At 69.1% G+C, this 24,851-nt stretch carries 26 protein-coding genes; 18 read left to right on the top strand and 8 right to left on the bottom strand.

Going from position 1 to position 24,851, the window contains the following annotated elements; translation table 11 throughout:
- The first annotated feature begins 62 nt into the window (after positions 1 to 62).
- The 4 genes from PMI14_RS10245 to PMI14_RS10230 all read left to right on the top strand — a co-directional run bounded on the left by PMI14_RS10245 (position 63) and on the right by PMI14_RS10230 (position 7,221).
- Positions 63 to 1,799 carry a diguanylate cyclase gene (locus tag PMI14_RS10245; RefSeq protein ID WP_007853647.1) on the top strand — a complete coding sequence of 579 codons (1,737 nt, stop codon included), beginning with the start codon at positions 63 to 65 and terminating at the stop codon, positions 1,797 to 1,799.
- Positions 1,800 to 2,045: 246 nt separating this feature from the next.
- Positions 2,046 to 3,809, top strand: coding sequence for a diguanylate cyclase (locus PMI14_RS10240; RefSeq protein ID WP_007853645.1), 1,764 nt, complete (start codon positions 2,046 to 2,048; stop codon positions 3,807 to 3,809).
- 5 nt (positions 3,810 to 3,814) lie between these two features.
- Positions 3,815 to 5,614 (top strand): diguanylate cyclase, encoded by a 1,800-nt coding sequence (locus PMI14_RS10235; protein WP_007853643.1) that lies wholly within the window; start codon positions 3,815 to 3,817, stop codon positions 5,612 to 5,614.
- A gap of 101 nt (positions 5,615 to 5,715) precedes the next feature.
- Positions 5,716 to 7,221 carry an FAD-binding oxidoreductase gene (locus PMI14_RS10230; RefSeq protein WP_007853641.1) on the top strand — a complete coding sequence of 502 codons (1,506 nt, stop codon included), beginning with the start codon at positions 5,716 to 5,718 and terminating at the stop codon, positions 7,219 to 7,221.
- Positions 7,222 to 7,268: 47 nt separating this feature from the next.
- On the opposite strand, the gene PMI14_RS10225 is transcribed toward PMI14_RS10230, so the two are convergent.
- Entirely contained in the window at positions 7,269 to 8,600 is a 1,332-nt protein-coding gene (locus tag PMI14_RS10225) for a diguanylate cyclase domain-containing protein (RefSeq protein ID WP_007853638.1), read from the bottom strand.
- Between the two features lie 126 nt (positions 8,601 to 8,726).
- Positions 8,727 to 9,551 carry an undecaprenyl-diphosphate phosphatase gene (locus PMI14_RS10220; RefSeq protein WP_007853636.1) on the bottom strand — a complete coding sequence of 275 codons (825 nt, stop codon included), beginning with the start codon at positions 9,549 to 9,551 and terminating at the stop codon, positions 8,727 to 8,729.
- 208 nt (positions 9,552 to 9,759) lie between these two features.
- Here PMI14_RS10220 and PMI14_RS10215 point away from each other — a divergent pair, with 208 nt between their 5' ends.
- The 9 genes from PMI14_RS10215 to PMI14_RS10180 all read left to right on the top strand — a co-directional run bounded on the left by PMI14_RS10215 (position 9,760) and on the right by PMI14_RS10180 (position 16,016).
- The gene (locus tag PMI14_RS10215) at positions 9,760 to 10,170 is read left to right on the top strand and encodes a DUF2306 domain-containing protein (protein WP_007853633.1); all 411 of its coding nucleotides are present in this window, start codon (positions 9,760 to 9,762) and stop codon (positions 10,168 to 10,170) included.
- 51 nt (positions 10,171 to 10,221) lie between these two features.
- Entirely contained in the window at positions 10,222 to 10,797 is a 576-nt protein-coding gene (locus PMI14_RS10210) for a DUF6622 family protein (RefSeq protein ID WP_007853630.1), read from the top strand.
- Positions 10,798 to 10,845: 48 nt separating this feature from the next.
- Entirely contained in the window at positions 10,846 to 11,142 is a 297-nt protein-coding gene (locus PMI14_RS10205; RefSeq protein WP_007853616.1) for a 2TM domain-containing protein, read from the top strand.
- Positions 11,143 to 11,166: 24 nt separating this feature from the next.
- Positions 11,167 to 12,231: a hypothetical protein gene (locus PMI14_RS10200; RefSeq protein ID WP_007853611.1), complete on the top strand. Its 1,065-nt coding sequence runs from the start codon at positions 11,167 to 11,169 to the stop codon at positions 12,229 to 12,231.
- A gap of 27 nt (positions 12,232 to 12,258) precedes the next feature.
- Entirely contained in the window at positions 12,259 to 12,414 is a 156-nt protein-coding gene (locus PMI14_RS34840; protein WP_007853609.1) for a hypothetical protein, read from the top strand.
- 13 nt (positions 12,415 to 12,427) lie between these two features.
- A complete protein-coding gene (locus PMI14_RS10195; protein ID WP_007853606.1) occupies positions 12,428 to 12,730 on the top strand; it encodes a 2TM domain-containing protein in 303 nt (100 codons plus the stop codon).
- Between the two features lie 21 nt (positions 12,731 to 12,751).
- Positions 12,752 to 13,816, top strand: coding sequence for a sensor histidine kinase (locus tag PMI14_RS10190; RefSeq protein ID WP_007853604.1), 1,065 nt, complete (start codon positions 12,752 to 12,754; stop codon positions 13,814 to 13,816).
- A complete protein-coding gene (locus PMI14_RS10185; protein WP_007853601.1) occupies positions 13,813 to 14,643 on the top strand; it encodes a LytTR family DNA-binding domain-containing protein in 831 nt (276 codons plus the stop codon). Before PMI14_RS10190 ends, PMI14_RS10185 begins: the two co-directional genes overlap by 4 nt.
- A gap of 116 nt (positions 14,644 to 14,759) precedes the next feature.
- Positions 14,760 to 16,016 carry a putative Na+/H+ antiporter gene (locus tag PMI14_RS10180; RefSeq protein ID WP_007853600.1) on the top strand — a complete coding sequence of 419 codons (1,257 nt, stop codon included), beginning with the start codon at positions 14,760 to 14,762 and terminating at the stop codon, positions 16,014 to 16,016.
- Here the strand turns inward: PMI14_RS10180 and PMI14_RS10175 are convergent, their stop codons facing one another.
- Positions 16,017 to 16,628 (bottom strand): glutathione S-transferase family protein, encoded by a 612-nt coding sequence (locus tag PMI14_RS10175; protein ID WP_007853599.1) that lies wholly within the window; start codon positions 16,626 to 16,628, stop codon positions 16,017 to 16,019.
- 124 nt (positions 16,629 to 16,752) lie between these two features.
- Here PMI14_RS10175 and PMI14_RS10170 point away from each other — a divergent pair, with 124 nt between their 5' ends.
- Entirely contained in the window at positions 16,753 to 17,739 is a 987-nt protein-coding gene (locus PMI14_RS10170) for a YafY family protein (protein WP_007853596.1), read from the top strand.
- On the top strand, positions 17,736 to 18,377 hold the full coding sequence (locus PMI14_RS10165; RefSeq protein ID WP_007853591.1) for an SMI1/KNR4 family protein: 642 nt from the start codon (positions 17,736 to 17,738) through the stop codon (positions 18,375 to 18,377). The genes PMI14_RS10170 and PMI14_RS10165 overlap by 4 nt, the downstream gene beginning before the upstream one ends.
- A 4-nt stretch (positions 18,378 to 18,381) precedes the next feature.
- Here the strand turns inward: PMI14_RS10165 and PMI14_RS10160 are convergent, their stop codons facing one another.
- The 5 genes from PMI14_RS10160 to PMI14_RS10140 are packed head-to-tail and all read right to left on the bottom strand — an operon-like array spanning position 18,382 to position 22,677.
- Positions 18,382 to 18,945 (bottom strand): TIGR00725 family protein, encoded by a 564-nt coding sequence (locus PMI14_RS10160; protein WP_007853589.1) that lies wholly within the window; start codon positions 18,943 to 18,945, stop codon positions 18,382 to 18,384.
- Entirely contained in the window at positions 18,905 to 19,717 is an 813-nt protein-coding gene (locus PMI14_RS10155) for an ABC transporter permease (RefSeq protein WP_035203138.1), read from the bottom strand. The genes PMI14_RS10160 and PMI14_RS10155 overlap by 41 nt, the downstream gene beginning before the upstream one ends.
- A gap of 14 nt (positions 19,718 to 19,731) precedes the next feature.
- Positions 19,732 to 20,817, bottom strand: coding sequence for an extracellular solute-binding protein (locus PMI14_RS10150; RefSeq protein WP_007853585.1), 1,086 nt, complete (start codon positions 20,815 to 20,817; stop codon positions 19,732 to 19,734).
- 43 nt (positions 20,818 to 20,860) lie between these two features.
- Entirely contained in the window at positions 20,861 to 21,889 is a 1,029-nt protein-coding gene (locus PMI14_RS10145; protein WP_007853582.1) for an ABC transporter ATP-binding protein, read from the bottom strand.
- The gene (locus PMI14_RS10140; protein ID WP_007853580.1) at positions 21,886 to 22,677 is read right to left on the bottom strand and encodes an ABC transporter permease; all 792 of its coding nucleotides are present in this window, start codon (positions 22,675 to 22,677) and stop codon (positions 21,886 to 21,888) included. The genes PMI14_RS10145 and PMI14_RS10140 overlap by 4 nt, the downstream gene beginning before the upstream one ends.
- Positions 22,678 to 22,873: 196 nt before the next feature.
- On the opposite strand from PMI14_RS10140, the gene PMI14_RS10135 reads away from it, so the two are divergent.
- Genes PMI14_RS10135 through PMI14_RS10125 form a run of 3 tightly spaced genes read left to right on the top strand, consistent with a single transcriptional unit; the run spans position 22,874 to position 24,839 of the window.
- Complete coding sequence (locus tag PMI14_RS10135; protein ID WP_007853578.1) at positions 22,874 to 23,785, top strand: LysR substrate-binding domain-containing protein; 912 nt, start codon at positions 22,874 to 22,876, stop codon at positions 23,783 to 23,785.
- Positions 23,782 to 24,450, top strand: a complete 669-nt coding sequence (locus tag PMI14_RS10130) for a nucleotidyltransferase domain-containing protein (RefSeq protein ID WP_007853576.1) — start codon at positions 23,782 to 23,784, stop codon at positions 24,448 to 24,450. The genes PMI14_RS10135 and PMI14_RS10130 overlap by 4 nt, the downstream gene beginning before the upstream one ends.
- Positions 24,441 to 24,839, top strand: a complete 399-nt coding sequence (locus PMI14_RS10125; RefSeq protein WP_007853574.1) for a hypothetical protein — start codon at positions 24,441 to 24,443, stop codon at positions 24,837 to 24,839. Before PMI14_RS10130 ends, PMI14_RS10125 begins: the two co-directional genes overlap by 10 nt.
- The last annotated feature ends 12 nt before the right edge of the window (positions 24,840 to 24,851 follow it).

Below are 24,851 nucleotides of genomic sequence, written 5' to 3'. Positions count from 1 at the left end.
GCTGCCCACCGGCAGGACACGCAGGCCTGCCGCCTGCGTGGCGCGGCGCATGGCGGCGGTGGATGGCATGGCTGGCCCTGGCCCTGCTCTGGCCGGCGCTGGCCGCAGCGGCAGCCCCGGCCGTGCAGCCGCTGGTGCTGGACGAAAAACAACCTTCGGTGAACGCCTGGCCCCATGTGCGCGTGCTGCCCGACGCCAGCCGGCACCTCACGGTACAGCACATGCTGGCGCGCCTGCCCGAATTCACCAGCCCCACCGGGGCGGAAGGCACCCTGGGCGTGCGCCAGGATGCGGTATGGCTGCGCGTGCCGCTGTCGGTGGCCCAGGCGCCGGCCCATCCCTGGATCCTGAGCATCGACTACCCCGTGCTCAACGAGGTGGACGTCTACCTCGCCTCGGACGGCGCGGTGGTCCAGCAGGCCCTGATGGGCAATCTGCGCCCCTTCTCCGACCGGCCGCTGCGCGGGCGCACGCCGTCGATGATGCTGAACCTGCAGCCCGGCCAGCAGTACGAGCTGCTGGTGCGCGTGCGCACCGGGGGCGCGATGATCGTGCCGCTGGTGGTCAGCAAGGCCCCGGTGCTGCTGCCGCTGGCATTGCGCGAGCAGATGCTGCAAGGCCTGCTGGCCGGCCTGGCCCTGTGCCTGGTGGTCTACAGCCTGACCCAGTGGGCCAGCCAGCGCGAAAAGCTGTTCCTTTTCTATGCCCTGCTGGTGGTCGGCAGCGCAGGCTTTTCGATCCAGTTCTTCGGCATCGGCAGCCAGTTCCTATGGAGCAACAACCACTGGATGGAGGTCCACGCCGCCAGCGCCGCCGGGCTGCTGGCCCTGGGGGCTTCGTTCCTGTTCATGGGCTATGCGCTCGCGGGAGACAATCCGCGCAGCCGCTTCCTGGCCATCATGCGCGGCGGAGCCATGTTGTGCGGCCTGGTGGGCCTGGCCTTCCTCACCGACCTGATCGACACCCGGCAGGCCACGGCCTTCCTGAGCATCTTCGGCCCGCTGCCTTCGCTCCTGAGCCTGCCGCTGGCCTTGAAGCGGGTGCGCCAGGGCGACACCGTGAGCACCACGCTGCTGGCCGCCTGGATCGCCTACTTCGTCGCGGCCGCCGTGATGGTGGGCCTGGTGCAGGGCTGGACCCCGCTGTCGTTTTGGACCCTGCACTCCTTCCAGATCGGCGCCACGGTGGACATGCTGCTTTTCCTGCGCGTGCTGGCCCTGCGCACCGACGCGCTGCGCGCCGCCACCGACGATGCGCTGCGCGAGCGCGACGCCATGCGGGCCCTGGCCTATACCGATGCGCTCACGGGACTGCCCAACCGGCGCGGCCTGCAGCTGGCGCTGAACTCGGCCATCTCGCTGTGCGCGCCCAACCGCCTGGTGGCGGTGTACCTGCTGGACCTCGACGGCTTCAAGCCCATCAACGACCTGCACGGCCACGACGTGGGCGACGACCTGCTGGTGGCCGTGAGCCACCGGCTGCAGGACCATGTACGCCGCAAAACCGACGTGGTGGCACGCCTGGGTGGGGACGAATTCATCATCATGGCCGCCGACCTGGTCCGCGCCGAGCAGGCCGAGGACCTGGGCAACGCGCTGCTGCACGCGTTCCGGGAGCCGTTCGTGATGAGCCACCTGCAGATGCACGTGGGCCTGACCATCGGCTATGCCCTGGCTCCCATCGATGCCGCCGAGCCCCGCGAACTGATCCGCTTGGCCGACGCCGCCATGTACCAGGGCAAGCAACGCGGCAAGCACTGCCTGGTCCGCAACGATGCCAGCGTGGCACTGCCAGCCTGATGACCATGCGCCTGACGAGCCCCGCCCCCCTGGTTGGCACGCTGTGTGCCCGGGGATCCCGTTCCAGAGGCATACTGGTCAGCCCAAGCCACCCAGGCCTGCAGTCACCGACCTTGCGCTCAGCCCCCTGACCACCATGTCCAGCGCCCTGCTCCTTCGCATTGCCGACGCCTGGCACCGGCTGCCAGCGCCACCCCGATGGTGCACGGCAGGCCCTGGGCGGCTGGCCTGCCCTGTGGACACCCGATGAGCGTGCTGCACGGGTTCATGCGTTCGATGGCGGCCGTGGTGGTGCTGTGCCTGCTCATGCTCCAGGGGCTGCCGGCGCGTGCCGCCACGCCGCTCGTGCTCAGCCCCGACACCCAGAGCCTGGACGCCTGGAGCGTGGCCACCGTGCAGGCCGATCCCGCGCGCGCGCTCACGGCCAGCGACATGCTCCAAAGGCTCGACAGGTTCGAGGCGCCGGCCCGCCGCGGCGGCTCGATCGGAGCGCACAAGGAGGCCATCTGGCTGCGCATTCCGCTGGCCGTGCCCGAGACCCCCACGAACCAGTGGATCGTCAACCTCGACTACGGCGCCCTGCAGGAGGTCGACATCTACCTGGCCAGCAATGGCCAGGTGCTGCAACAGGCGCTGCTGGGCTACCTGCGCACGCCCGGCAAGGCCGCGGGCGCCAGCAGGACGCCGGGCCTGGCCCTGAACCTGCACGCCGGGCAGGCGTACGAGGTGCTGATCCGTGTGCGCACGCCGGGGCCGATGATCCTGCCGATCACGGTCAGCGAAGCCCCCTACCGCCTGAAGATGGCCCTGCGCGAGCAGATGCTGCAGGGCCTGCTCAACGGCCTGGCCTTCTGGCTGCTGCTGTACAGCCTGCTCCAGTGGGTGGGCCAGCGCGACCGCCTGTTCGCCTGTTATGCGCTGGTGGTGCTGGGCAGTGCCGGCTTTTCCCTGCAGTTCTTCGGTATCGGCGTGCAGTTCCTCTGGCCGGGCAATGTGTGGATGGAATTGCACGGGGCCATCATCTTCGGTCTGGTGGCGCTGGCAGGTTCCTTCCTCTTTCTGCGGCACGCCATGGCGGGCGACGCCCCGCACGGCCGCTATGCCCGCACCATGCAGGGCGGCGCCGTACTCACAGCCGTCGTGTGCCTGGCCTTCGCGTTCGACCTGCTGAGCGTCAAGACAGCCACCGTCTTCATGAGCCTGTTCGGCATGGTGCCGAGCCTGCTGAGCCTTCCCGCCGCGCTGCGCCAGGCGCGCCGGGGAGACCCCATCGGGACCACGCTGCTGGTGGCGTGGACCGTCTACGGCGCCGCCGCCCTCATGATGGCCGCTCTGGTCCAGGGCTGGGTGCCGGTGAACTTCTGGACCCTGCATGCTTTCCAGTTCGGCGCCACCGTGGACATGCTGCTCTTCCTGCGCGTGCTGGGGTTGCGCTCGGAGGCCTTGCGCCGCGCCACGCTGGAGGCCCTGCGCGAGCGCGATGCCATGCGCTCGCTGGCCCATACCGACCCGCTCACGGGCCTGCCCAACCGCCGCGGCATGCAGATCGCGCTGAACTCGGCCCTGCAGCAGTGCGCGCCCGAGCGCATGGTGGCGGTGTTCCTGCTGGACCTGGACGGCTTCAAGCCCGTCAACGACACGCACGGCCATGACGTGGGCGATGAGCTGCTGGTGGCGGTGGGGCAGCGCCTGTCGGCCAACGTGCGGCGCCAGACCGATCTGGTGGCCCGCCCGGGCGGCGACGAATTCATCATCCTGGCCCCCCAGCTGACGCGGCCCGAGCAGGCCCGCGAGATCGGTGAAGGCCTGCTGCATGCGTTCAGCGAGCCGTTCGCGCTGCGCAACCTGCGCCTGCATGTGGGCCTGACCATCGGCTACGTGCTGGCCCCCTTCGATGGCAAGGATGTGCGCGAGCTCATCGGCAAGGCCGACGCCGCCATGTACAAGGGCAAGCAGACCGGCAAGCACCGCCTGCTGCGGGGCGATGGCGCCGTTGCCCTCGCCTCCTGACGACCATGCGAGCCCTGCTGCACCGCCCCCACGCCCACCCGCTGCCCGCAATGCGCAGCTGGTGGAGGGCCGCGGCATGCCTGGTGCTGCTGCTGTGCCTGCTGGCCGGCGCAGGCAAGGCCCATTCGACGCAGCCCCTGGTGCTGCACGACAGCGCCGCCTCGATCGAGGTATGGCCGGCGGTGCGCATGCTCTCCGACCCCACGCTCAAGCTCGGCCTGGAGGAGGTGCAGGCCCGTGCCGGTGACTTCGTGCCCCCGCCCTCCCGGGGCGCCACGCTGGGCGTGCGCTCGGACGCCATCTGGCTGCGCGCGCCGCTGGCGGTGCACCTGACCTCCGATGGCCGCTGGACGCTGGACATCAACCACCCCGACCTGAACCGGGTCGACGTCTACGTTCTCAGCGCGGGCCATGTGACCAGGCACGTCGTGCTGGGCAGCCTGCAGCCGTACTCGCAGCGGCCGCTGCAAAGCCGCTCGCATGCCGTGGCGCTCGAATTGCTGCCAGGCCAGGCCTACGAACTGCTGATGCGCGTGGAAACCCGGGCGGCCATGATCCTGCCCATCACGCTCAACAAGTCGTCGGCCATGCTTGCCACCGCGGTGGACGAGCAGATGCTGCAGGGCGTGCTCACCGGCCTGGCGCTGTGCCTTTTGATCTACAGCCTGGCCCAGTGGACCAGCCTGCGCGAGCCGCTGTTCATCTTCTACGCGATGCTGATCACGGGCAGCCTGATGTTCTCGCTGCACCTGTTCGGCATTGGCCGGCAGTACCTGTGGAGCAACAGCCTGTGGTTCACCGAGCATGCGGCGGGCCTCTCGGCGCTGCTGGCCACCTGCGGGTCCTTCCTGTTCATCAGCCAGGCCCTGGCGGGGGACCGGCCCAAGAGCCGCTTCCTGCGCGCCATGCGCTGCGGCGCCGTGCTGTGCGTGGTGCTGGGCATCGCCTACAGCCTGGACGTGCTGAGCACCCGCGCCATTGCTGCCATCGTCAGCATCCTGGGCCTGGTGCCCGCGCTCATGGGCATCCCGGGCGCGGTGCGCAAGGCCCTCGCAGGCGACGGCGTGGGCACCAGCCTGCTGGCGGCCTGGCTGATCTACTTCGTGACCACCGCGGTGATGATCGGCGTCATCAACGGCTGGGTACCGGTCAACTTCTGGACGCTGCACTCCTTCCAGTTCGGTGCCACCATCGACATGCTGCTGTTCATGCGCGTGCTGGGCCTGCGCACCCATGCCCTGCAGTTGGAGGCGCTGCACGCCAACCGCGAGCGCGACGCCATGCATTCGCTGGCCCACACCGACCCGCTCACCGGCCTGCCCAACCGCCGCGGCCTGAACATGGCCCTCGCAGCCGCCCTGCCCCGCAGCAGCAAGGGCGACCTGCTGGCCGTCTACATGATGGATCTCGATGGCTTCAAGCCCGTGAACGACCAGCATGGCCACGATGTCGGCGACGAACTGCTGGTGGCCGTGACGCGCCGCCTGCAGGGCCACGTGCGGCAAAGCGACGTGGTCGCGCGCCTGGGTGGCGACGAATTCGTGGTGATGGCCGGGCACCTGGGCAGCGCCCAGCAGGCGCAGGAGCTGGGGCTCAAGCTGCTCGAGGCCTTCCGCCTGCCGTTCTCGCTGGGGAGCATCCAGGTCCATGTGGGACTGACCGTCGGCTATGCCATCGCACCCGACGACAGCAGCGATGCCGCCGGCCTGCTCAAGCTCGCCGATGCCGCCATGTACAGCGGCAAGCAGAGCGGCAAGTTCTGCCTGCGCCGCAATACCGGGGACCTGGCACTGTCATCGGCATAGGGTCAGCAGGGCCTGCGGGCACTTGGGGAATCCATTGCTGGTCAAACGCTGGGCGTTCCGGTACACAGGAGACCTCGCAACCTCTGTACGGATCCTGTGCCATGGCCCATCGCAAAAGTCCCGCCCGCATTGCCAAAGCCGCGCGTGTCGCGCAATTCCATGCCCTGGCCGCCTCGGCAGCCGATGCGGCGGGAGACGCCGGCGAGACCTCCGACACCGCCATCGCGCTGGAATCGCTGGCCCATCTGGAGCACATGCTGGTGGGCCGGGTGGTGCTGCCATCGAGCCCCGACTACAACACGGCCCGCCAGGAATCGAACCCCGCCTTCCAGTCGTTCCCCAAGATCATCGTCTACTGCGCGGTCGAGAACGACGTGATCGAGTGCCTGGCCGTGGCGCGCAAGTACAAGGTGCCCGTGGCCGTGCGCTGCGGCGGCCACAGCACGGCCGGCTACTCGGTCAACAACGGCATGGTGATCGACCTGAGCGGCATCCAGGGCGTGGTGCTGGACCCGCCGAACCAGCGCGTGTACGTGCGGCCGGGCACCGACTTCGACCACTTCAACGGCGCCATGAACCACACCGGCTGGCACGTGCCCACCGGCGCCTGCGGCAGCGTCTGCGTGGGCGGCTTCGTGCAGGGCGGGGGCTACGGCTACACCTCGCGGCGCTACGGCATCCAGAGCGACCTGGTCGAGTCGCTGCGCGTGGCACTCGCCGACGGCAGCATCGTGAACGCCAGCGAGAGCGAGAACCCGCTGCTGTACTGGTCGATGCGCGGGGGCACGGGCGGCAACTTCGGCGTGCTGCTGCAGGTCACCTACAGCATGGTGCCGCTGGACACCGTGTGGGCCTGGTCCATCGGCTGGGACATGTCCCAGGCCGCCAACGTTCTGACCATGATGCAGCAGCGGTACATGCAAAGCGGTGCGCCCGACGCGCTCGGTTACATGATGAACCTGGGCTACTACGGCGGCAAGCCGGTGGCCATGGTGCAGGGCATGTTCTGCGGCACGCGCGAGGCCGGCCTGCAGGCGATCGCCCCGCTCCTGGACATCCCCAGCGCCCAGCTGCTGGTGGACCAGACCGGCACCTACCCGGACATGAACATCTGGCTCGAAGACCACCCCTATTCGTTGCCCGACAACCTGCCCGACGGCATTGCCGAGAGCAAGGCCTCGGGCTACATCAGCCGCCCGCTCACCACGGCGGACTGGCAGTCCATCATCGACTACTTCCTGACCTCGCCCAACCAGTGGTCGCTGGCCTACCTGGAGCCCTATGGCGGTGCCATCAACCGCTACCCCATCGAGGCCAGTGCCTTCATCCACCGCCGCGTGGATGCCGACCTGGTGGCGGACGTGTTCTGGCGCAACCCGGCCGAACGCGCGCAGACCGAGGCCTGGCTGGCCGGCTTCATGAAGCTCGTGCAACCCTTCCTGAACGGGCACGTGTACCAGAACTACCCCGACGCCAGCCTGCAGGATTTCGAAGAGGCCTACTGGGGCCCCGCCTACCCGACCCTGCAGCAGGCCAAGCAGGAGTACGACCCGACCAATTTCTTCAAATTCCAGCAGAGCATTCGCCTGCCCAGGAAAGAGTCGTAGCCCAGCCACACCCCGGGGTTCCCGCAGGGCGGGCCCAGGGGCCTGGGTCAGGTCTGCTGCAGCTCGCGCTGCGCGTAGTGCAGCCGGCCCTTGCCCGCGCGCTTGGCGGCGTACATGGCCTGGTCGGCGCGGTTCATGAGGGCGTCGGTCTCCCCCTCGAGCGGGGGGTGCACCGCCACGCCGATGCTGGCACCGATGCGCAGCTCGCGGCCCTCCACCCACATGGGCTCCTGCAGCGCGTCGATGATGCGCTGGCCGATGCCATCGGTCACGTCGCGCGTGACCTCGCGGTCCAGCATGACCAGGAACTCGTCGCCCCCGAGCCGTGCCATGGTGTCCTCGCCGCGCACCGTGGCCGCCAGCCGCCGGGCCACGATGCGCAGCACCTCGTCACCCGCACGGTGGCCTTCCGTGTCGTTCACGCGCTTGAAGCCATCGAGGTCGATGAACAGCAGCGCCACCGAGCCGGCAGCGTGGTGGCGCACCCGGGCCAGCGATTGCTCGAGGCGGCTGTGGAAGGCCGCGCGGTTGTACAGGCCCGTCAGTGAATCGTGGTTGGCCAGGTACTGCTGCTGGCGCGCGATCTGTATCTTGGCCGAGACATCCTGCACCAGGGCCATGATGGACGTCACCCGCCCTTCGGCGTCGGTCAGCGCGGAGTTGAACCACTCGCAGTGCACCTCGGAGCCATCCTGGCGCGTGAAGGAGGTCTCGGCCCGGTTCTGCGCCTCCTGGCCCTCCTGCAGGCGCTGCAGCGCCTCGTGCAGGCCTTCGTCCGAGGTGTGGCCCAGCAGCTGCGTGAGCGATCGCCCCTCCAGGTGCGCCACGGGGAGCCAGCCCATCAGTTGCACCGCCCGCTGCGAGCAGTGCAGCAGGCGCAGGTCCTGGTCCATCTCCAGCACCGCCAGGGGGCTGTTTTCCATGTGTGACGACAGCCGCTGGTTGGCGGCACGCAGGGCGTTCATGGTCACCTGCAGTTCATGCACATCGAGCGCGGTGGTGATGAAACCGTCGATGACGCCATTGCGTGCGGGCCAGGGCGTCAGGCAGATCGTGCGCCACTCGTCAAAGCCGTACGGGGTGCGCAGCAGCCGCTGGTATTGGACGCGCTCGCCGCTGAGCACGCGCTCGACGAAGGGCATGAAGCGGGCACAGTCGTGCTCGCCATACAGGTCGACCAGGGTCTTGCCCACGAGCAGCTCGGGCGTACTGCCGAACCAGCGCGCGTACTCCTCGTTCACATAGACCATCTGCAGGCCCCGGTCCACCGCGGCCAGGGTGGCGCCCGCACTCTTGGTGATCAGTTCGAGCAACTCGTCCTTGGACCAGTCGGAATGCCTGGCACGGCGGAGCAATCTTTCTGGCTCATCTGGCGTCATGTGGCGAAAGTCCCGGGGCAAGGATCATCTATTGGCCAAGCGAAAGCAGGGTGGGCGCTGCAGGACAACGCAACCACACGTTACAGCTTATCACCTTCGCAGCCCCCCATGGCTGGGGCGTTCCCGCTATTCGGCCCAGCGCACCCACCCGCCCCAGGCCGTGATCAGCACCACCATGCCGAACACGATGCGGTAGTAGGCAAACGGCACGAAGCTGTGGCTGCTGATGTAGCGCAGCAGCCAGCGCACGCACAGCCAGGCACTGAAGAACGAGAACACCAGCCCGGTGGCGAACATCGGGATGTCGGCCACCGACAGCAGGGCGCGCTCCTTGTACAGGCTGTACACCCCGGCACCGATCAAGGTGGGCATGGCCAGAAAGAACGAGAAATCCGTGGCCGCCTTGCGCGACAGCCCGAGCAGCATGCCGCCGATGATGGTGGCGCCGCTGCGGCTGGTGCCCGGCACCATGGCCAGGCACTGCACCAGGCCGACCTTGAGCGCGTCGAGCGGGCTCATGTCGTCCACCTCGTGGATACGGGTGGCGCCCGCCGGGCGCTTTTCGGCCCACAGGATCACGAAGCCGCCCAGGATGAAGGTGCTGGCCACCACCACCGGGATGAACAGGTGCGCCTTGATGGCCTTGCCCAGCAGCAGGCCCAGCACCACCGCCGGCAAAAAGCCGATGAGCACGTTGAGCACCAGGCGCTGCGCGCTGCGCTCGCGCGGCAGGGCCACCAGGGTGGCGCGGATCTTCTGCCAGTAGACCAGGATGACGGCGAAGATGGCGCCGGTCTGGATGGCGATGTCGAACACCTTGGCCTTGGCATCGTCGAAGCCGAGCAGGGAGCCCGCCAGGATCAGGTGGCCGGTGGATGAGATGGGGAGAAATTCGGTCAGGCCTTCGACCACGCCCATGAGGGCAGCCTTTGCCAGCAAAACGAGGTCCACGCGCGTCCTTTGGCCCTGGAGGGCCTGCAAAAAAGTGCCGATTATCCCTGCCCGCCCGCCCCCGGCGACCGCCGGAACACCTGCATTCCGCTCCGGTCCGCTGCATTTCGCTCCATTGCGCCTGCATTTCATCGCAGGCCGGTGGCAGGCCCGGGGGGCGATCGGCACAGTACGCCCATCGCTGAAACCTGCCTCCAGGAGCCCCACCATGCAGATCACCCCCGTCATCGCCATCCACATGGCCGCCTCGCTGGCTGCCGTCGCCATCGGACCGCTGGCCCTGTGGGCCCGCAGAAGCCGCGACCAGCGCCCTCGCCTGCACCGCGCCGCCGGGTATGCCTGGGTCACGCTGATGCTGATGGTCGCCGTATCGGCCGTGTTCATCAGCGGCGACAAGGGTCCGCGCCTGGCGGGCTTTGGCGTGATCCACCTGCTGGTTCCCGTCACCCTGGGCCTGATCGCCCTGTCGTTCTGCTTCCTGGTGCGCGGCAACGTGACGGCGCACCGCCGGATCATGCAGGGCACCTATGTCGGCTCGTGCCTCGTGGCCGGCGCCTTCACCCTGCTGCCCAACCGCCTGCTCGGCCAGTGGCTCTGGAGCCAGCTGGGCATTGCCTGACCACCTACCCACCCACCGCCCGTTTTTCGTCCCCCTCACCGGAGCAACGCCATGATCATCGACCTTCTCATCCACCACCCCGAAGCCCTTGGCACCGTCCTGCAGAAGACCCCCACCTGGGTCTGGGGCCTGCTCGCCGCACTCGTCGCCCTGGGCGCGAGCCAGCTGGTGGCCCGCACCGCCAGCCTGACCCGCGTCGCCGTGATGCCCGTGGCCATGACCCTGTTCTCGGCCTATGGACTGGTGTCGGCCTTCGGCAGCTCGGGCCAGGTGCTGGGCACCCTGGCCGCCTGGCTGGCCGCGGCCGCCGCCGTGGCCACCATCGCCCTGGCGCTGATGCCCGCCACGCCGGCCGGCACGCAGTACCAGGCCGCCTCGCGCAGCTTCCAGCTGCCCGGCAGCCCCCTGCCCCTGCTGCTGATCCTGGGCATCTTTTTGACCAAGTACCTGGTCGGCATCGAGATGGCCATGCAGCCTGCCCTGGCGCACGACGCCACCTTCGACCTGCAGATCGCCGCGCTCTACGGCGTGTTCAACGGCCTGTTCATCGCCCGCTCGGCCCGCCTGTGGCGCATGGCCCTGGCCCCCCAGGCCGCAACCGCCGCATCCGCTCCCGCCACCGCCTGATCCGCCGCAGTACTTGCCCAGCCACCCTTCATTCCAAGGAGATCCACCATGTCCCGCCGCTACCCCCTGTCGAGCGACCCCATCGAAAACCTGGCCCGCCGGCGCGCCGGCGCCAAGCTGGGCTGGTTCATCCACGCCACCGTGTATGTGCTGGTCAACCTGCTGCTGGTATCGCTGTCGCTGTCCAGCGGCCGGCACTGGGCGGTGTTCCCCGCCGCGGGCTGGGGCATCGGCCTGCTGGTGCACGGCATGGTGGTGTTTTTCCTGACCGGTGGTTCGAACTGGCACGAACGCATGGTTCAATCCGAGCGCGAGCGCATCGCCCACAACAACAACCGCCCCTGAACGCGGGCGCAGGAGACGACAACCATGCACCAATCCATCCACTTGGCATGGGCGGGCCTGCTCGCCCTGACCGCCAGCCTGGCCCAGGCAGGGGTCGGCCTCAAGGAGATCGCCGGACTGCAGGGCGATGGCCCGGTCACCGTGTACTACCCCAGCAGTGCCGCCGACCAGTCCCTGCAACGCGGCCCGTTCAAGCTGCAGCTCGCCTGGCAGGGCGCACCGGTGGCGGGCAACGGCAGGCTGGTCGTGGTCTCGCACGGCTCGGGGGGCAACCCCTGGGTGCACTCCGATCTTGCGCGCACCCTGGTGGGCGCCGGCTTCGTGGTGGCCATGCCAGAGCATGCGAGCGACAACGCAAAGGATCCCTCCACCCCCGGTCCCGAGAGCTGGAAGAAGCGGCCTGCCGAGGTCTCGCGCGCCATCGATGCCGTGGCGGCCGATGCCGCGCTGGCGCCGCTGCTCTCGCTCGACCGGGTCGGCATGTACGGCATGTCCGCCGGTGGCCACACGGCGCTGAGCCTGGCCGGCGGGCGCTGGTCCCCGACGCTGTTCAAGCAGCACTGTGAGGCCCACATCGCCGACGACTTCGCCACCTGCGTAGGTCTGTTCACCGAGCTCAAGGGAAATTTCCTCGACGGCGTGAAGAAAAGCGTGGCCCTGGGCGTGATCCGCCAGCGCTTTGACGATGCCACCTGGCAGGCGCACGAGGAGCCCCGCATCGCGGCCGTGGTGTCGGGCGTGCCGGCCGCGGCAGACTTCGACATGGAGTCGCTGGCCAAACCGCGCGTCCCGCTGGCGCTGATCACTGCCGGCAAGGATCTGTGGCTGGTGCCGCGCTTTCACAGCGACCGGGTGATCAAGGCCTGCGCCGAGCGCTGCACGGTGCTGGCCGCCCTGCCCGACGCCGGCCACGGCGCGCTGCTTTCGCCCCCGCCCCCGCCAGATCGCCTGCCGGCCCTGGCCGTGCGCCTGCTGGGCGACCCGCCCGGTTTCGACCGCGGCCAGATGCGCGCGGTGGACACAAAGATCGTGCGCTACTTCGAGCAGCAGCTGCTGGTGCCTGCGCCCGTGCAGGCCAAGGCGCCGTAAGCGCGCCGCCCGGTCCGGAACAGGCCCATGCTGTCGGTCATCACCCTGCTCGCCCTGCTTGGCGCACTGCCGCAGGGCCACCCGCTGCGCAGGATGGCGTGCCGCAGGGCATCGGCCCTGCTGCTGGCATGCACCCTGCGGCTGCCCGGCGCGGCATGGCGCCGCCGCCACGCTGCGGCCTAGAATCCCCCCATCCATGACTGAACCCCTGACCCCCGAAGCCATCGAGCAGCTCGCCCGCAAACGCGCCGGCGCCAAGCTCGGGTGGTACATGCATGCCGTCCTCTATGTGGTGGTCAACCTGATCGTGTTCTCCATGTCGCGCTACGGCTTCGGCAACCGCCCCTGGTCGGTGTACCCGCTGCTGGGTTGGGGGTTGGGGCTGGCCTTGCATGGCGTCTCGGTGTTCATCCTGGGCACCGGCAGCGGCCTGCGCGAGCGCATGGTGCAGAAGGAGCGCGAGCGCCTGCTGCGCCAGCGCGACGGCAGTGGCCGCTGACTCCACAGGCCGCGGCACGCCATGAAGATCGACTGGCTCGACAAGCTGCAGCGCCTGCTGCAGACCCTGGCCTTCTGCCTGGCGATCTCGGCCATCCAATACGCCTTCCAGCCCGAGAAGTCCTATGACATCCCGGCACGCTACTCGCTTTCCATTGGAACTTTGAGCTGGGCCCTGATCGATTTCGGGCGCCACCTGTTTCCGTCCAGCAAGGAATTCGGCTGGCCCCAGGGCGTATCGGCCATAGCGCTGCCCGTGGTGGCCATCGTGCTGGGCTACCTGGGCGGCACACTGGTAGGAGACTGGTGGTGTGGCCAGTCGTCGTGGGAAAGCGGAGGACGCGCGCAGTTGCGCATCTCCATCGGCATCACCGTGATGGCCGGCACCGTGATCAGCTACTACTTCTACGTCAGCGGCAAGAGCGCCTGGCTGCAGGCGCGCATGACCGAGGTGCACAGCCAGGCCACCGAGGCCCAGCTCAAGCTGCTGGAAACGCAGCTCGAACCCCACATGCTGTTCAACACCCTGGCCAACCTGCGCATGCTGATCGGCACCGACCCGGTGCGCGCGCAGGACATGCTGGACCGCATGATCGCCTACCTGCGCGCCACGCTCAGCGCATCGCGCAGCACCCAGCACCCGCTGGCCGATGAATTCCAGCGCCTGACCGACTACCTGGAGCTCATGGCCGTGCGCATGGGCCCGCGCCTGGCCTACACGCTGGAACTGCCCGAGGCCCTGCGCGAGGTGCCCGTGCCCCCGCTGCTGCTGCAGCCGCTGGTGGAAAACGCCATCCGCCACGGGCTGGAGCCCCAGGTGGAAGGCGGCCACATCACCGTGCAGGCGCGCACGCAGGCCGGCCCTGCGGGCAGGACACTGCTGGTGCTGGAGGTGCGCGACACCGGCGCGGGGTTGGGCACCCTCCCACCCGCCGCCGCCACGGCACCGGGCACCAGCTTCGGGCTGACCCAGGTGCGCGAGCGCCTGGCCACGCTGCATGGCGCGGCCGGCCACTTCGTGCTGGCGGCGAACACGCCCAAGGGCACGCGTGCCACCATCACCTACCCCCTGAGCACCCCCGCATGAACACCACCGCAGCGCCACGCGCCCTGATCGCCGAAGACGAACCCCTGCTGGCGGCAGCGCTGCAGCAGGAGCTGGCACGCGCCTGGCCGGAACTGCAGGTCGCCGCCACCGTGGGCGATGGCCTCTCGGCCGTGCGCCAGGCACTGGCGCTGCAGCCCGAAGTGCTGTTCTTCGACATCCGCATGCCAGGCCAGAGCGGTCTCGACGCCGCCGTGGAGCTGGCCGACGCCTGGCCCGGGGACAAACCTTTCCCGGCCCTGGTGTTCGTGACGGCCTACGACCAGTACGCCGTGCAGGCCTTCGAGGCCCAGGCCGTGGACTACCTGCTCAAGCCCGTGCAGGCCGCGCGGCTGCAGAAAACCGTGCAGAAGCTGCAGCAGGCCCTGGCCGCCCAGGCCCCCACGGCCAATGCCCTCGAAGCCACCATGGCCCAGTTGCGCCACCTGCTGGCGGCGCCCGGCGTCGCGGCCGCAGCACCGGCCAGCGGCCCTGCGGCCGCCGGGCCGCTCACGCTGATCCAGGCCAGCAGCGGCAGCCAGATCCACATGGTGCCGGTGGCCGAGGTGTTGTACTTCGAGGCCGCCGACAAGTACGTGCGCGTGCTCACCGCCGGGCGCGAGTTCCTGATCCGCACGCCGCTCAAGGAGCTCACGGAGCAGCTCGATACCAGCGTGTTCTGGCAGATCCACCGCAGCACCCTGGTACGCGCCAGCGCCATCACCACCGTGACGCGCGACGAGGCCGGCAAGCTGCACCTGGCCCTCTCGGGCCGCCCCGAGAAGCTGGCCGTGAGCCGCTTGTACGCGCACCTGTTCAAGGCGATGTGAGCCCGGGCGCGCCCGTCTGGTAAAATCAAGGCTGGGTGTACGCGCTACAGGGGCGCGGCAGGTTCAGCGTCGGTCGGGCCGCCACGCGGCTTTGTTGCGACTGGAACCTTTTCGCCATGCATACCCATGCCATCCAATGGACAGCGGCCGCCATCTTCGGCCTGGCCCTGCTCCATACCTTTGCCGCCCCGCTGTTCGAGCGGCTGTCCCACCACCACCCGCGCCATGCCGGCCTGTTCCACCTGTTGGGCGAGGTCGAAGTCGTCTTCGGCTTCTGGGCCATCGTGCTGGTGCTGGCCATGGCCGCCGTCTCGGGCGGCGGCGAAGCGCTGCGCTACGCCGAATCGCGCAACTACACCGAGCCCTTGTTCGTCTTCGTGGTGATGGTCATCGCCGCTTCCAGCCCGGTGCTGCGCACAGTCGCCGCCGTGGTGGATGCCACGGCCCGGCGCATGCCCCTGCCCACGCCGCTGGCCAGCGCCTGGCTGGGGCTGGCCGCCGTGCCGCTGCTCGGTTCGCTGGTCACCGAGCCGGCGGCCATGACCATTGCCGCGCTGATGCTGGCGCCGCAGATCTTCCGCCCGGCGGTGCCCGAGCGCGTGAAGTACTTCGCATTGGGAACGCTGTTCGTCAACGTGTCCATCGGCGGCACGCTCACCTCGTATGCCGCACCACCGGTGCTGATGGTGGCCGGCACCTGGCAGTGGGACAGCGCCTTCATGTTCGCCACCTTCGGCTGGAAAGCCGCGCTGGCCGTGCTGCTCAACGCCACCGTCTGCGCCGCCGTGCTGCGCCGCCACCTGCTGGCGGACCCACCGGCCACCGCGCGCTCGCTGCCCCCCGTGCCCCTGGCCGTGGTGGCCGTGCACCTGGCGCTGCTGGCGGGCGTGGTGCTGTCGGCCCACCACCCGGTGGTGTTCCTGGCGCTGTTCCTGATGTTCCTGGGTTACACCCAGGCCTACGCGCGGCACCAGAGCCCGCTGATCCTCAAGGAGGCGCTGCTCGTGGGCTTCTTCCTCGCGGGCCTGGTGGTGCTGGGCGGCATGCAGCAGTGGTGGTTGCAGCCCATCGTCTCGGGCCTGCAGCCGCTGGCGCTGTTCGCCGGGGCCCTGGGCCTCACGGCGGTGACCGACAACGCCGCGCTGACCTACCTGGGCTCGCTGATCGAAGGCATCTCGGACCCGGCCAAGTACATGCTGGTCGCAGGCGCGGTGGCCGGCGGCGGGCTCACGGTGATCGCCAACGCACCCAACCCGGCCGGCATCGCCCTCGTCAAGGGCGGTTTTGCCGACGGCACGGTGGGCATGGGCGCATTGCTGCTGGGTGCGCTGCTGCCGACGGCAGTGGCGGCCGCAGCGTTCCTGCTGCTCTAGTCAGTCGGCCTTCAATTGCATGGACGGGCGCGCCTGCACCCGCGCCAGCCACGCCTGCACATGCGGGTGCGAGGCCACGGGCGCACCGATGTAGGCGCTGTAGCCAATGACCGCGCCCACGATCAGGTCCACCAGCGAGTAGTCGGCACCCATCATCCAGGGCTGGGCGGCCAGGCGTGCATCGAGCAGGGCCAGCAACTGGTCCAGGCCGCTGCGCGCCGACTCCGCCCAGACTTCGCTGCGCAGCGCCGCGTCGCCCTGCGTGGACAGTTGCAGGCGCACCAGCACGGCGCCATAGGTCACGTAGGCCCAAGTGGCCCAGGACATGGCCTGCAGGCGTTCGGGCGTGTCCTCCTTGGGCCACAGGCCGCGCTCCACACCGTACTTGCCGGCCAGCCAGAAGTGGATGGCCAGGGTCTCGAACATGGGGTTGCCGTCCACCACCACGGTGGGCACCTTGCCATTGGGATTGAGGGCCAGGAACTCGGGGCGGCGCTGGTCGCCGGCCTGCAGGTCCAGCGTGACGCGTTCGTGCGGCAAGCCGAGCTCGACGAGGGCGTTGGCAATGGGGGTGGCGCTGGACATGGGGTGCCAGTAGAGGACGATGGACATGGAAGGCTCCTTGAAGGGGTTGTTGAGGGGGTCGATCCGTTGCGGCACTGCGCCGTGAACGTGGATGCAATGTAGGATGCATTGCGGACAGATTCAGCCCTCGATTCGACGTACATTCATTTCCATGCTGTCCTCGTCCTCCCGCCTCCTGCGCGTGCTCTCCCTGCTGCAGACCCGCAGCCACTGGACCGGCCCCGAACTGGCCGAGCGCCTGGAAATCCACCCGCGCACCCTGCGCCGCGACATCGACCGGCTGCGCGAGCTGGGCTACCCCATCCACGCCAGCAGCGGCGTGGCCGGCGGCTATGCCTTTCGCGCCGGGCAGGCGCTGCCGCCGCTGCTGCTCGACGACGAGGAGGCCCTGGCCGTGGCCATTGCCCTGCGCATGGCCACGGCCGGCACCGTGGGCGGGGTGGAGGAAAGCTCGCTGCGCGCCCTGGTCAAGCTTGAGCAGGTGATGCCCACGCGCCTGCGCAAGCGCATCGACGCGCTGCGCTCGGCCATCCTGCCCACCGAGCACATGGGCCCCACGGTGCAGGCCGCCGCGCTCGCGGTGCTGGCCGCGGCCTGCCGCGACCAGTTGCGGGTGGCCTTCGCCTACCTGGACGCGAAAGGCCAGGCCAGCCAGCGCACGGTGGAGCCCCAGGGTCTGGTGCACACCGGCCACCGCTGGTACTTGGTGGCCTGGGACCCGGCGCGCAGCGACTGGCGCAGCTTTCGCATCGACCGCATGGTGGGCGAGGCCGTGGCCGGCGCCCACTTCGCACCGCGCCCCGGGCCGGACGGAGGCGACCTCAGGGGGTATGTCTCACGCTCGGTGGCACTGTCGCAGTTTCCGCAACAGGCCCGCGTGGTGCTGCACCAGCCCCTGGCCACCATGGCGCGGCGCATTCCGGCCTCGGCCGGCGTGCTGCAGGCCCTGGACGCCGAGCGCTGCGTGCTGGCCTGCGGCGCGCACCAGCAGGGCACCCTGGTGTACTGGCTGCTGGCCCTGCAGGTGGAGTTCGAGGTGCTGGAGCCGCCCAGCCTGCGCGAGTACCTGCGGGAAGCCACGGAGCGCGTGGCGCGCGGCCTGGCGCGCGGGTCTGGCAATATGGCGCCCTTGCCATGAACACCATGCCCTACCCCGACCTGTTCCAGCTGCTGGGCCGCCCGCTCCGACCCACGGACGCGGTGGACCCGCAGGCCATCGCCAAGGCCGAACAGTCCCTGGACACCGCCGCACCGCAGGCGCTGCGCGACTTCTACCTGCTGGCCGGCAATGCGCGCGACTTCACCACGGTGTACGACCAGTTTTTGCCGCTCGCCGACTGGAGCCTGCAGGAGGGCAAGCTCGTCTTTCTCGAAGAGAACCAGGACGTGGTGCGCTATGGCGTGGACTGCGGCCCTGCAGCGGGCGACGACCCGCCCGTGTGGATCACCACCACCGGCGATGCCACCGAGTGGCACCTGGTGTGCGACAGCTGCTCGGAATTCATCGCCACCATGCTGGTCTGGCAATGCAGCTTTGGCGAGGCCCTGCCGCATGGCGCATCGGGCCTGGCGGGGCCCGGCACCGAGGCGGCGCTGAAGGCCGGCTGGCACTTTGTGGGAACGGTCAATGAAATGCGCGCCTATGTGCAGCCCGGGCAGGTGGCCTGCCTGGTGGAATGGAGCGACGGCCTGCGCGTCTTCGTGGGCGCACTCAGTGACGACGCACTCTGGGCGCTGGAGGGTGCGCTGGACGTGGCGCTGGAATCCGAAGATTGAGCGGCTACGCGAGCAAACAGGCCAGCACCTTGGCCAGCAGGTCGTGCACATCGGCAGCCGGCACGGCCCCGGGCAACTGCACGCCGCCGTAAAGCTCGAACACCGGCTTGCCCCACTTGAGGCCCAGGGCCATCTCGGACAGGGTGCCCAGGTTGCTGCCAATGGCCACCAGGCACACGCCGCTGCGCGCGACGATGGCATTGCGCATTTCGCCCATGCCGGTGGGCACGGCCACACTCAGCCACTCGTTGGCGTTGGCATCGTCGTCTTCGGGCAGGATGCCCACGGCCATGCCGCCGGCCTCGGTGGCGCCGCGCGATGCGGCGGCCATGACACCGCCGCGCCCGCCGCAGATGACCACCATGCCGGCGCCGGCCAGCGCATGCGCCACGGCATGGGCGGCGGCGCACTCGGCCTCGCCCGCATCGCCAGGGCCGATCACGGCCACGGGCTGGCGGTGGCGCCCGGGCCCTTTCTGCCGTTCGGCCAGGCGCCGCAGCGCCTGCACCACCGGCTCCGACCAGGTTTCAATGGCCTGCACGGCGTTCGCGTTGTCGCGTAAAGACATCACCCACTCCCATCACCACCACACACACCACCATCAGCACCAGCGACAGGGCCGCCGCCACCGCGAAATCCGACCCGCCATCACTGACCTGTGCCAGCAGCATCAGCGGCAGGATGTTGAGCTGCGTGCCCACCAGCGCCAGCGCCGTGCCATAGGTGCCCATGGCAATGGCAGCCACCATGCAGGCGTTGGACAGCACCGAGGGCACCACCTCGGGCACCACCGTGTCCCAGAAGGCCCGCGCGCGCGATGCGCCCAGCGTGCGCGCCGCCTGCGCGGGGCGCAGGTCCAGGTTGGTGAACACCGGGTACAGCGACAGCGCCACGCGCGGGATCAGGTAGTAGGCATACGCCACGCCCAGGCCCGAGACGCTGTAGATCCAGCTGCCGATCACCGCCGGGTCACCACCCAGGCCCGCCAGCAGTTGCGTGACAAAGCCCGCACGCCCAAAGGCCAGGATGAAGCCGTAGGCGATCACCAGGCCCGAAAAGGCCAGCGGCAGGCCCAGCAGGGCCATCATCCACTGGCGCCGCGCCGCGGGCTGGCGCGCCAGTTCGATGGCGATGCAGGTACCCACCAGCGCCGACACGGCCCCCGCCGCCAGCCCCAAGGCCAGCGTGTTGCGCAGCGCGCCCATGAACAGCGGGTTGCCGAACAGCCGCCCGAAGGCGCTGGCACCATCGCCAAAGGCCTCGGGCAGCAGCGCGGCCAGCGGCACCGCAAAGAAGAGCGCCATGAAAGCCCACGCGGGCCAGGCGCCGAAACGTCGCATAAGGCTTGATCTGCCTACGACTTGTTGCCCAGCGCGGCCTGCGCCCACAGGCGGTCCACATCGGCCTTGCGCTCGGACGCCTTGACCACGTCGAGCGGGCGGATCTGCGGCGCGGCCGGCATCTTGGCGGCCACGTCGGCGGCCAACGGCGTGCCGGGCACGGCGGGGCGCACGAAGCCCTGGGCAAACAGCGACTGGCCGGCCTCGCTCATGATGAAGTTGAGCCAGAGCTTGCCCGCATTGGGGTTGGGGCCGTTCTTGACCAGGCTGATCGCATAGGGTGCCGCCACGCTGGCCTCTTTGGGGATGACGACTTCCACCGCATCGCCCATGCCATCCACGTGCTTGGCCTTGAGGCCGTCGTTCTCGTAGCTGATCCACACGGGGATCTCGCCCTTGAGGAACTTGGCGTAGGGCGTGGTGCCTTCCACGCGCAGCACATTGCCTGCGGCATGCAGCTTGCCCAGGTAGTCGGTGCCGGGCTGCACGTTGTCCACGCTGCCGCCGTTGGCATACGCCGCGGCAAAGGCCAGCACCTGGCCGATGCCGGTGGAGCGCGGGTCCAGGTAGACCACGGTGTTCTTGAACTCGGGCTTGAGCAGGTCGGCCCAGCCGGTGGGCACGTTCTTCACCAGCTTCTTGTTGACCAGGAAGGCGATGTTCAGCGTGTGGATGGTGAACCAGCGGCCCTCGGCCTCGCGGAACACGGGCGGCAGCTTGTCGAAGTTGACGGGCTTGAACGGTGCGACCACGTCCTTCTTCGCGGCGTCCACGGCCGATGCGGCGAAGTAGTAGGCCGTGTCGGCCTGCGGGCGGCGCTTGGTCTTTTCGAGCGCGACCACGGTGGCGGCCGAGCCGATGTCGTTGTAGGTCAGCTCGATCTCGGGGTAGCGCTTCTTGAAATCGCGGAACAGCGACTTCCAGTTGGCCCATTCGGGGCCGGTGTCGAAGGAGACGCACAGGCCTTCCTTCTGCGCCTCGGCGTACAAGGCCTTTTCGCCCGCATAGAGCTCGGGGCCGTCGAAGGCAAAGGCGGTGCGGGCGGCGAGCGTCGCCAGGGGCAGTGCGCCGGCGGCCTGGATCAGTTGTCTGCGTTGCATGGTGTGGCTCCTCGGTTTCGGGTTGGGAGAGGTAAGGGAGAAATCAGTGGTCCAAAAGGCGGATGTGCTCGGGGGCGATGGCAATCGCCTCGGCGGCCGGCAGGGCCGACTCGGCGAGGAATGGCTTGCCCGCACCGGGCACTTCAAAGTCGTAACGCGTAAGCGCGCCCAGGTAGCGCTGGGCACCGGTGCGCCCTTCCAATCGGTTCACGCTGCCGGGCGCCGGGTCGGCGCGCACATGCTCGGGGCGCACCATCGCGTGCAGCGTCGTGCCCACGGCCCGGCCGCCGGTGTGGGCGTGGATTTCGGCAAAACCCAGGTCCACCCGGCCCGGCGCGCTGACCTTGCCCGGCAGGATGGTGGACAGGCCCACGAATTCGGCGACCGCACGGCTCGCGGGTTGCTCGTAGAGTTCGCGGGGTGTGGCGATCTGCAGGAGGCGTCCGTCCTTGAGCATGGCCACGCGGTCGGCCATGACCAGGGCCTCCTCCTGGTCGTGCGTGACCAGCAAGGTGGTGGCGCCAAAGCGCTGCTGGATGGCGCGGATCTCGTCGCGCAGGTGGCCGCGCACGCTGGCATCCAGGGCCGAGAGCGGTTCGTCGAGCAGCAGGGCCTGCGGGTCGATGGCCAGGGCCCGCGCCAGCGCCACGCGCTGCTGCTGCCCGCCCGAGAGCTGGCCAATGCCACGCTGCGCATACCCTGCCAGGCCCACGATGCCAAGCAGTTCCTGCGCGCGCCGGTGGCGCTCGGCCACACCCACTTTGCGCAGCTTGAGGCCGTAAGCCACGTTGTCGAGCACGCTGAGGTGCGGGAACAGCGCATAGTTCTGGAACACCATGCCCATGCGGCGCTGGTGCACGGGCATGGCCGACATGTCCTGCCCGCCGAAGACGATGCTGCCCGTGTGGCCGGTTTCCAACCCGGACACCAGCTTGAGCAAGGTGGACTTGCCCGAGCCGCTGGGCCCGATCACGGCCACCAGCTCGCCGGCACGCACGTCCAGGGAGACTTCGTGCAGGCCGTGCGTGCTGCCGGGGTACTGGTAGCTGACGTTGTCGAGGACGAGGCTCATGGCTGGACTTTGCGGGCTTGGACGAGGGAGGACGACAGCAGGGCCGATGCGCCTGCCAGCACCAGCAGGACCACCGTGGCGGCGCAGGCAAAGCCCGTGGCGCCGTAGAAGGCCTGCAGCAGCACGACAGGGTAGGTGCGGTTCTGGAAGCTGGTGAGCAGGTTGGAGACACCGAACTCGCCCACCGAGATCGCCGCCACCATCACCAGGCCGCTGAGCAGGCTCTGGCGCAGGCTGGGCAGCACGATGCCCGTGAACTGCTGCCAGCCCGAGGCGCCCAGCGTGGCCGCGGCCTGCTCCAGCCGGTGCAGGTCCAGGTGGCGCAGGTCGGCCAGCAAGGTGTTGGTGAGGTAGGGCAGCGTGAGGATGGCGTGCGCTGCGATGAGCAGCGGCATGGAGCCCAGCCAGGGCGCCAGGTCGGTGTTGAACACCACCATGTAGCCGAAGGCCAGGGTGATGGCCGGCACGGCTACCGGCATGGCGCTCACGATGCGCGCCGCCAGGCCTCCGCCGCGCCGTGCGCCGTGGTACAGCGCATAGGCCAGCGGCAGCGCCAGCACGGTGTTGATGGCACAGGCCGCCAGCGCCACCACCAGGCTGCTCACGAAGGCCTTGCGGAACGAGCTGTCCAGCCACAGGTCCTGGTACCACTGGCCGGTGATGCCGCTGGGCAGGAGCGTATTCGTCCAGCTGCCGCCCACGCTGCCCACCAGCAGCAGTGCGATGGGCAGCAGCAGGTACAGGCCGTAGACCAGTGAAATTCCGCGGATCACCTTGTTGTCTCCCATGTCCTAATTGCCGGCATACTTTCCAGATGCACAACTGTCAGGCCATGCCCGCTGCTGCGATGGCCAAATTTTATGAAACACAGCGGCTTTCATGGGTGAATCATGGAACACAACACTTGAGCCATTGGAAAATGTTTTTCGCCAACACGTCATCAAGCTGCGCTAGCGTGGACGGGCTGCGCAAGGGGCTCCGGGCATGAAGCGCGACTGCCCCACCATCCAGGAGCTGCTGGCCTTCGACGCCGTGGCGCGCCACCAGAGCATCACCCTGGCTTCGGGTGCGCTGTGCATCACGGCCAGCGCGGTCAGCAAGCAGGTGGCGGGGCTCGAAGCCTTTCTGGGCCGCCAGCTGCTGCAGAAGAACGGGCGCGGCGTGGAGCTCACGCCCCAGGGCCGGGTGTACTGGCAGAAGATCTCGGGCGGACTGCGCGCCATCGAGGCGGCGACCTTCGAGGCGCGCTCGGGCGATGCCGGGGCAGGCCTGCTCACGCTGGCCAGCGTGCCCACCTTTCTCACCAAGTGGCTGATCCCGCGGCTACCGGCCTTCAGCCAGCAAAGCCGCCATGTGATGCTGAGCTTCAGCCGCCACCTGGAGCCCAGCGACGGCATCCCCGCCGGGGTGGACGCCGCCATCCGCTATGGCCCCGACGGCTGGCCGGGCGTGGTGTCGGAGTACATCGCGGGGCGCGAGTTCGTGCTCATCGTGGCGCGCAGCCTGGTCGAGGGGCGCCACCGCATCACCCAGCCCACGGACATCCTGGGCCACACCCTGCTGCACCATGAGGGCGCACCCACCGCCTGGCGCCAATGGGCCGCCCAGCACAGCGTGCCCGAGGTGCAGACGCTGGCGGGCCCGCGCTTCGCCCAGTACTCGGCCCTGATCCAGGCCGCACTCAACGGCCTGGGCATCGGCCTGGTGCCTGCCCTGCTGGTGCAAAAGGAAGTGGCCGAGGGCGCATTGCTCAGCCCCTGCGGCAGCCCGGTGCGTGTGGACCAGGGCCACTACCTGTGCTACCGGCCCGACCGGCTGGACCTGCCGGCGTTTGCGGCCTTCCGCACATGGTTGCTTGATGAAGGCGCGCAGTCGCGCGGAGGCAGCACGGAATGACCGCACCGAACATCCACTGGACACCCTTGCTGCGCACCCTGTGCGAAGAACTGACCCGGGATGGCAGCAACCACACCTTGTTGCTCTACGGGTCACGGGCCGCTGGCACCGCGGACAAGGACAGCGACTACGACATCGCCGCCTTCGGCGCGCGCGACAGCACAGGCCGTGACACGCGCATCATCGACGGCGCCTTTCTCGACGTATTCCTGTACCCGGAGTCAACGCTGGTGCAGCGTGGCCCTGAGTGGCTCAAGCTGCGCGGCAGCGTGGTGCTGCTGCAGCGGGGACAGGAGGCGGATCGATTCCTGCAGGGGCTGGATTCCGTCTTCACGCAAGGCCCTCCCCCGCTGCTCGCCGACGAGATCAGCGCGCGCACCACCTGGGCCTGGAAGATGGCAGTACGCATGGAGCGCGGCGATGCCGAGGGCCACTACCGCCGCGCCTGGCTGCTGACGGCCTTGCTGGAGGACTACTTCGCCCTGCGCAAGCAGTGGTTCGAAGGGCCCAAGAAGGCCTTGCAATGGCTCCAGGCACACGATCCCGAGACGGCGCAGGCACTGCAGACCGCCTTGCGCCCGGATGCCTCGCATGCCAGCATCCGCCAAGCGGTGGCCCGGGTGGCAGGCCCCGCACCCAATGCAGGAGGAGATCCATGCCCGTGAGCCCTGACATGACCGGCGAGATCCGATCTTTCTTCGATGCCTTCGTGGCGGCCTTCGCCGAATTCGACGGCCCCCTCGTGGCCCGGCGCTATGCCGTGCCCTGCATCGCCGTGGACGCACATGGGGCGGTACGGGCCTTCCATACAGCGCAGGAAGTTGGCGACTACTTCCAGGCGGTGCTCACCACCTACCATGGCCAGGGCTGCCGCTCGTGCCGCTTCGGCGATCTGCAAGTCGTACCCATGGGCACGCTCAGCGCGCTGGCCAGTGTTTCCTGGGAGTTGCTGCGCGCCGATGGCAGCGTGGCCAGCGGCTGGCGCGAGTCCTACCACCTGCTGCGCACCGGCCAGGGTTGGCGGGTGGTGGCCTCCACCGACCACGCGGACTGAGCCGCTCGCACC

It is taken from the genome of Acidovorax sp. CF316 (assembly GCF_000276605.1).
In the GTDB taxonomy this organism is placed as follows: domain Bacteria; phylum Pseudomonadota; class Gammaproteobacteria; order Burkholderiales; family Burkholderiaceae_C; genus Acidovorax.
Note: the sequence above shows the minus strand (reverse complement) of the source record. Positions and strands in the feature narration are given on the sequence as shown.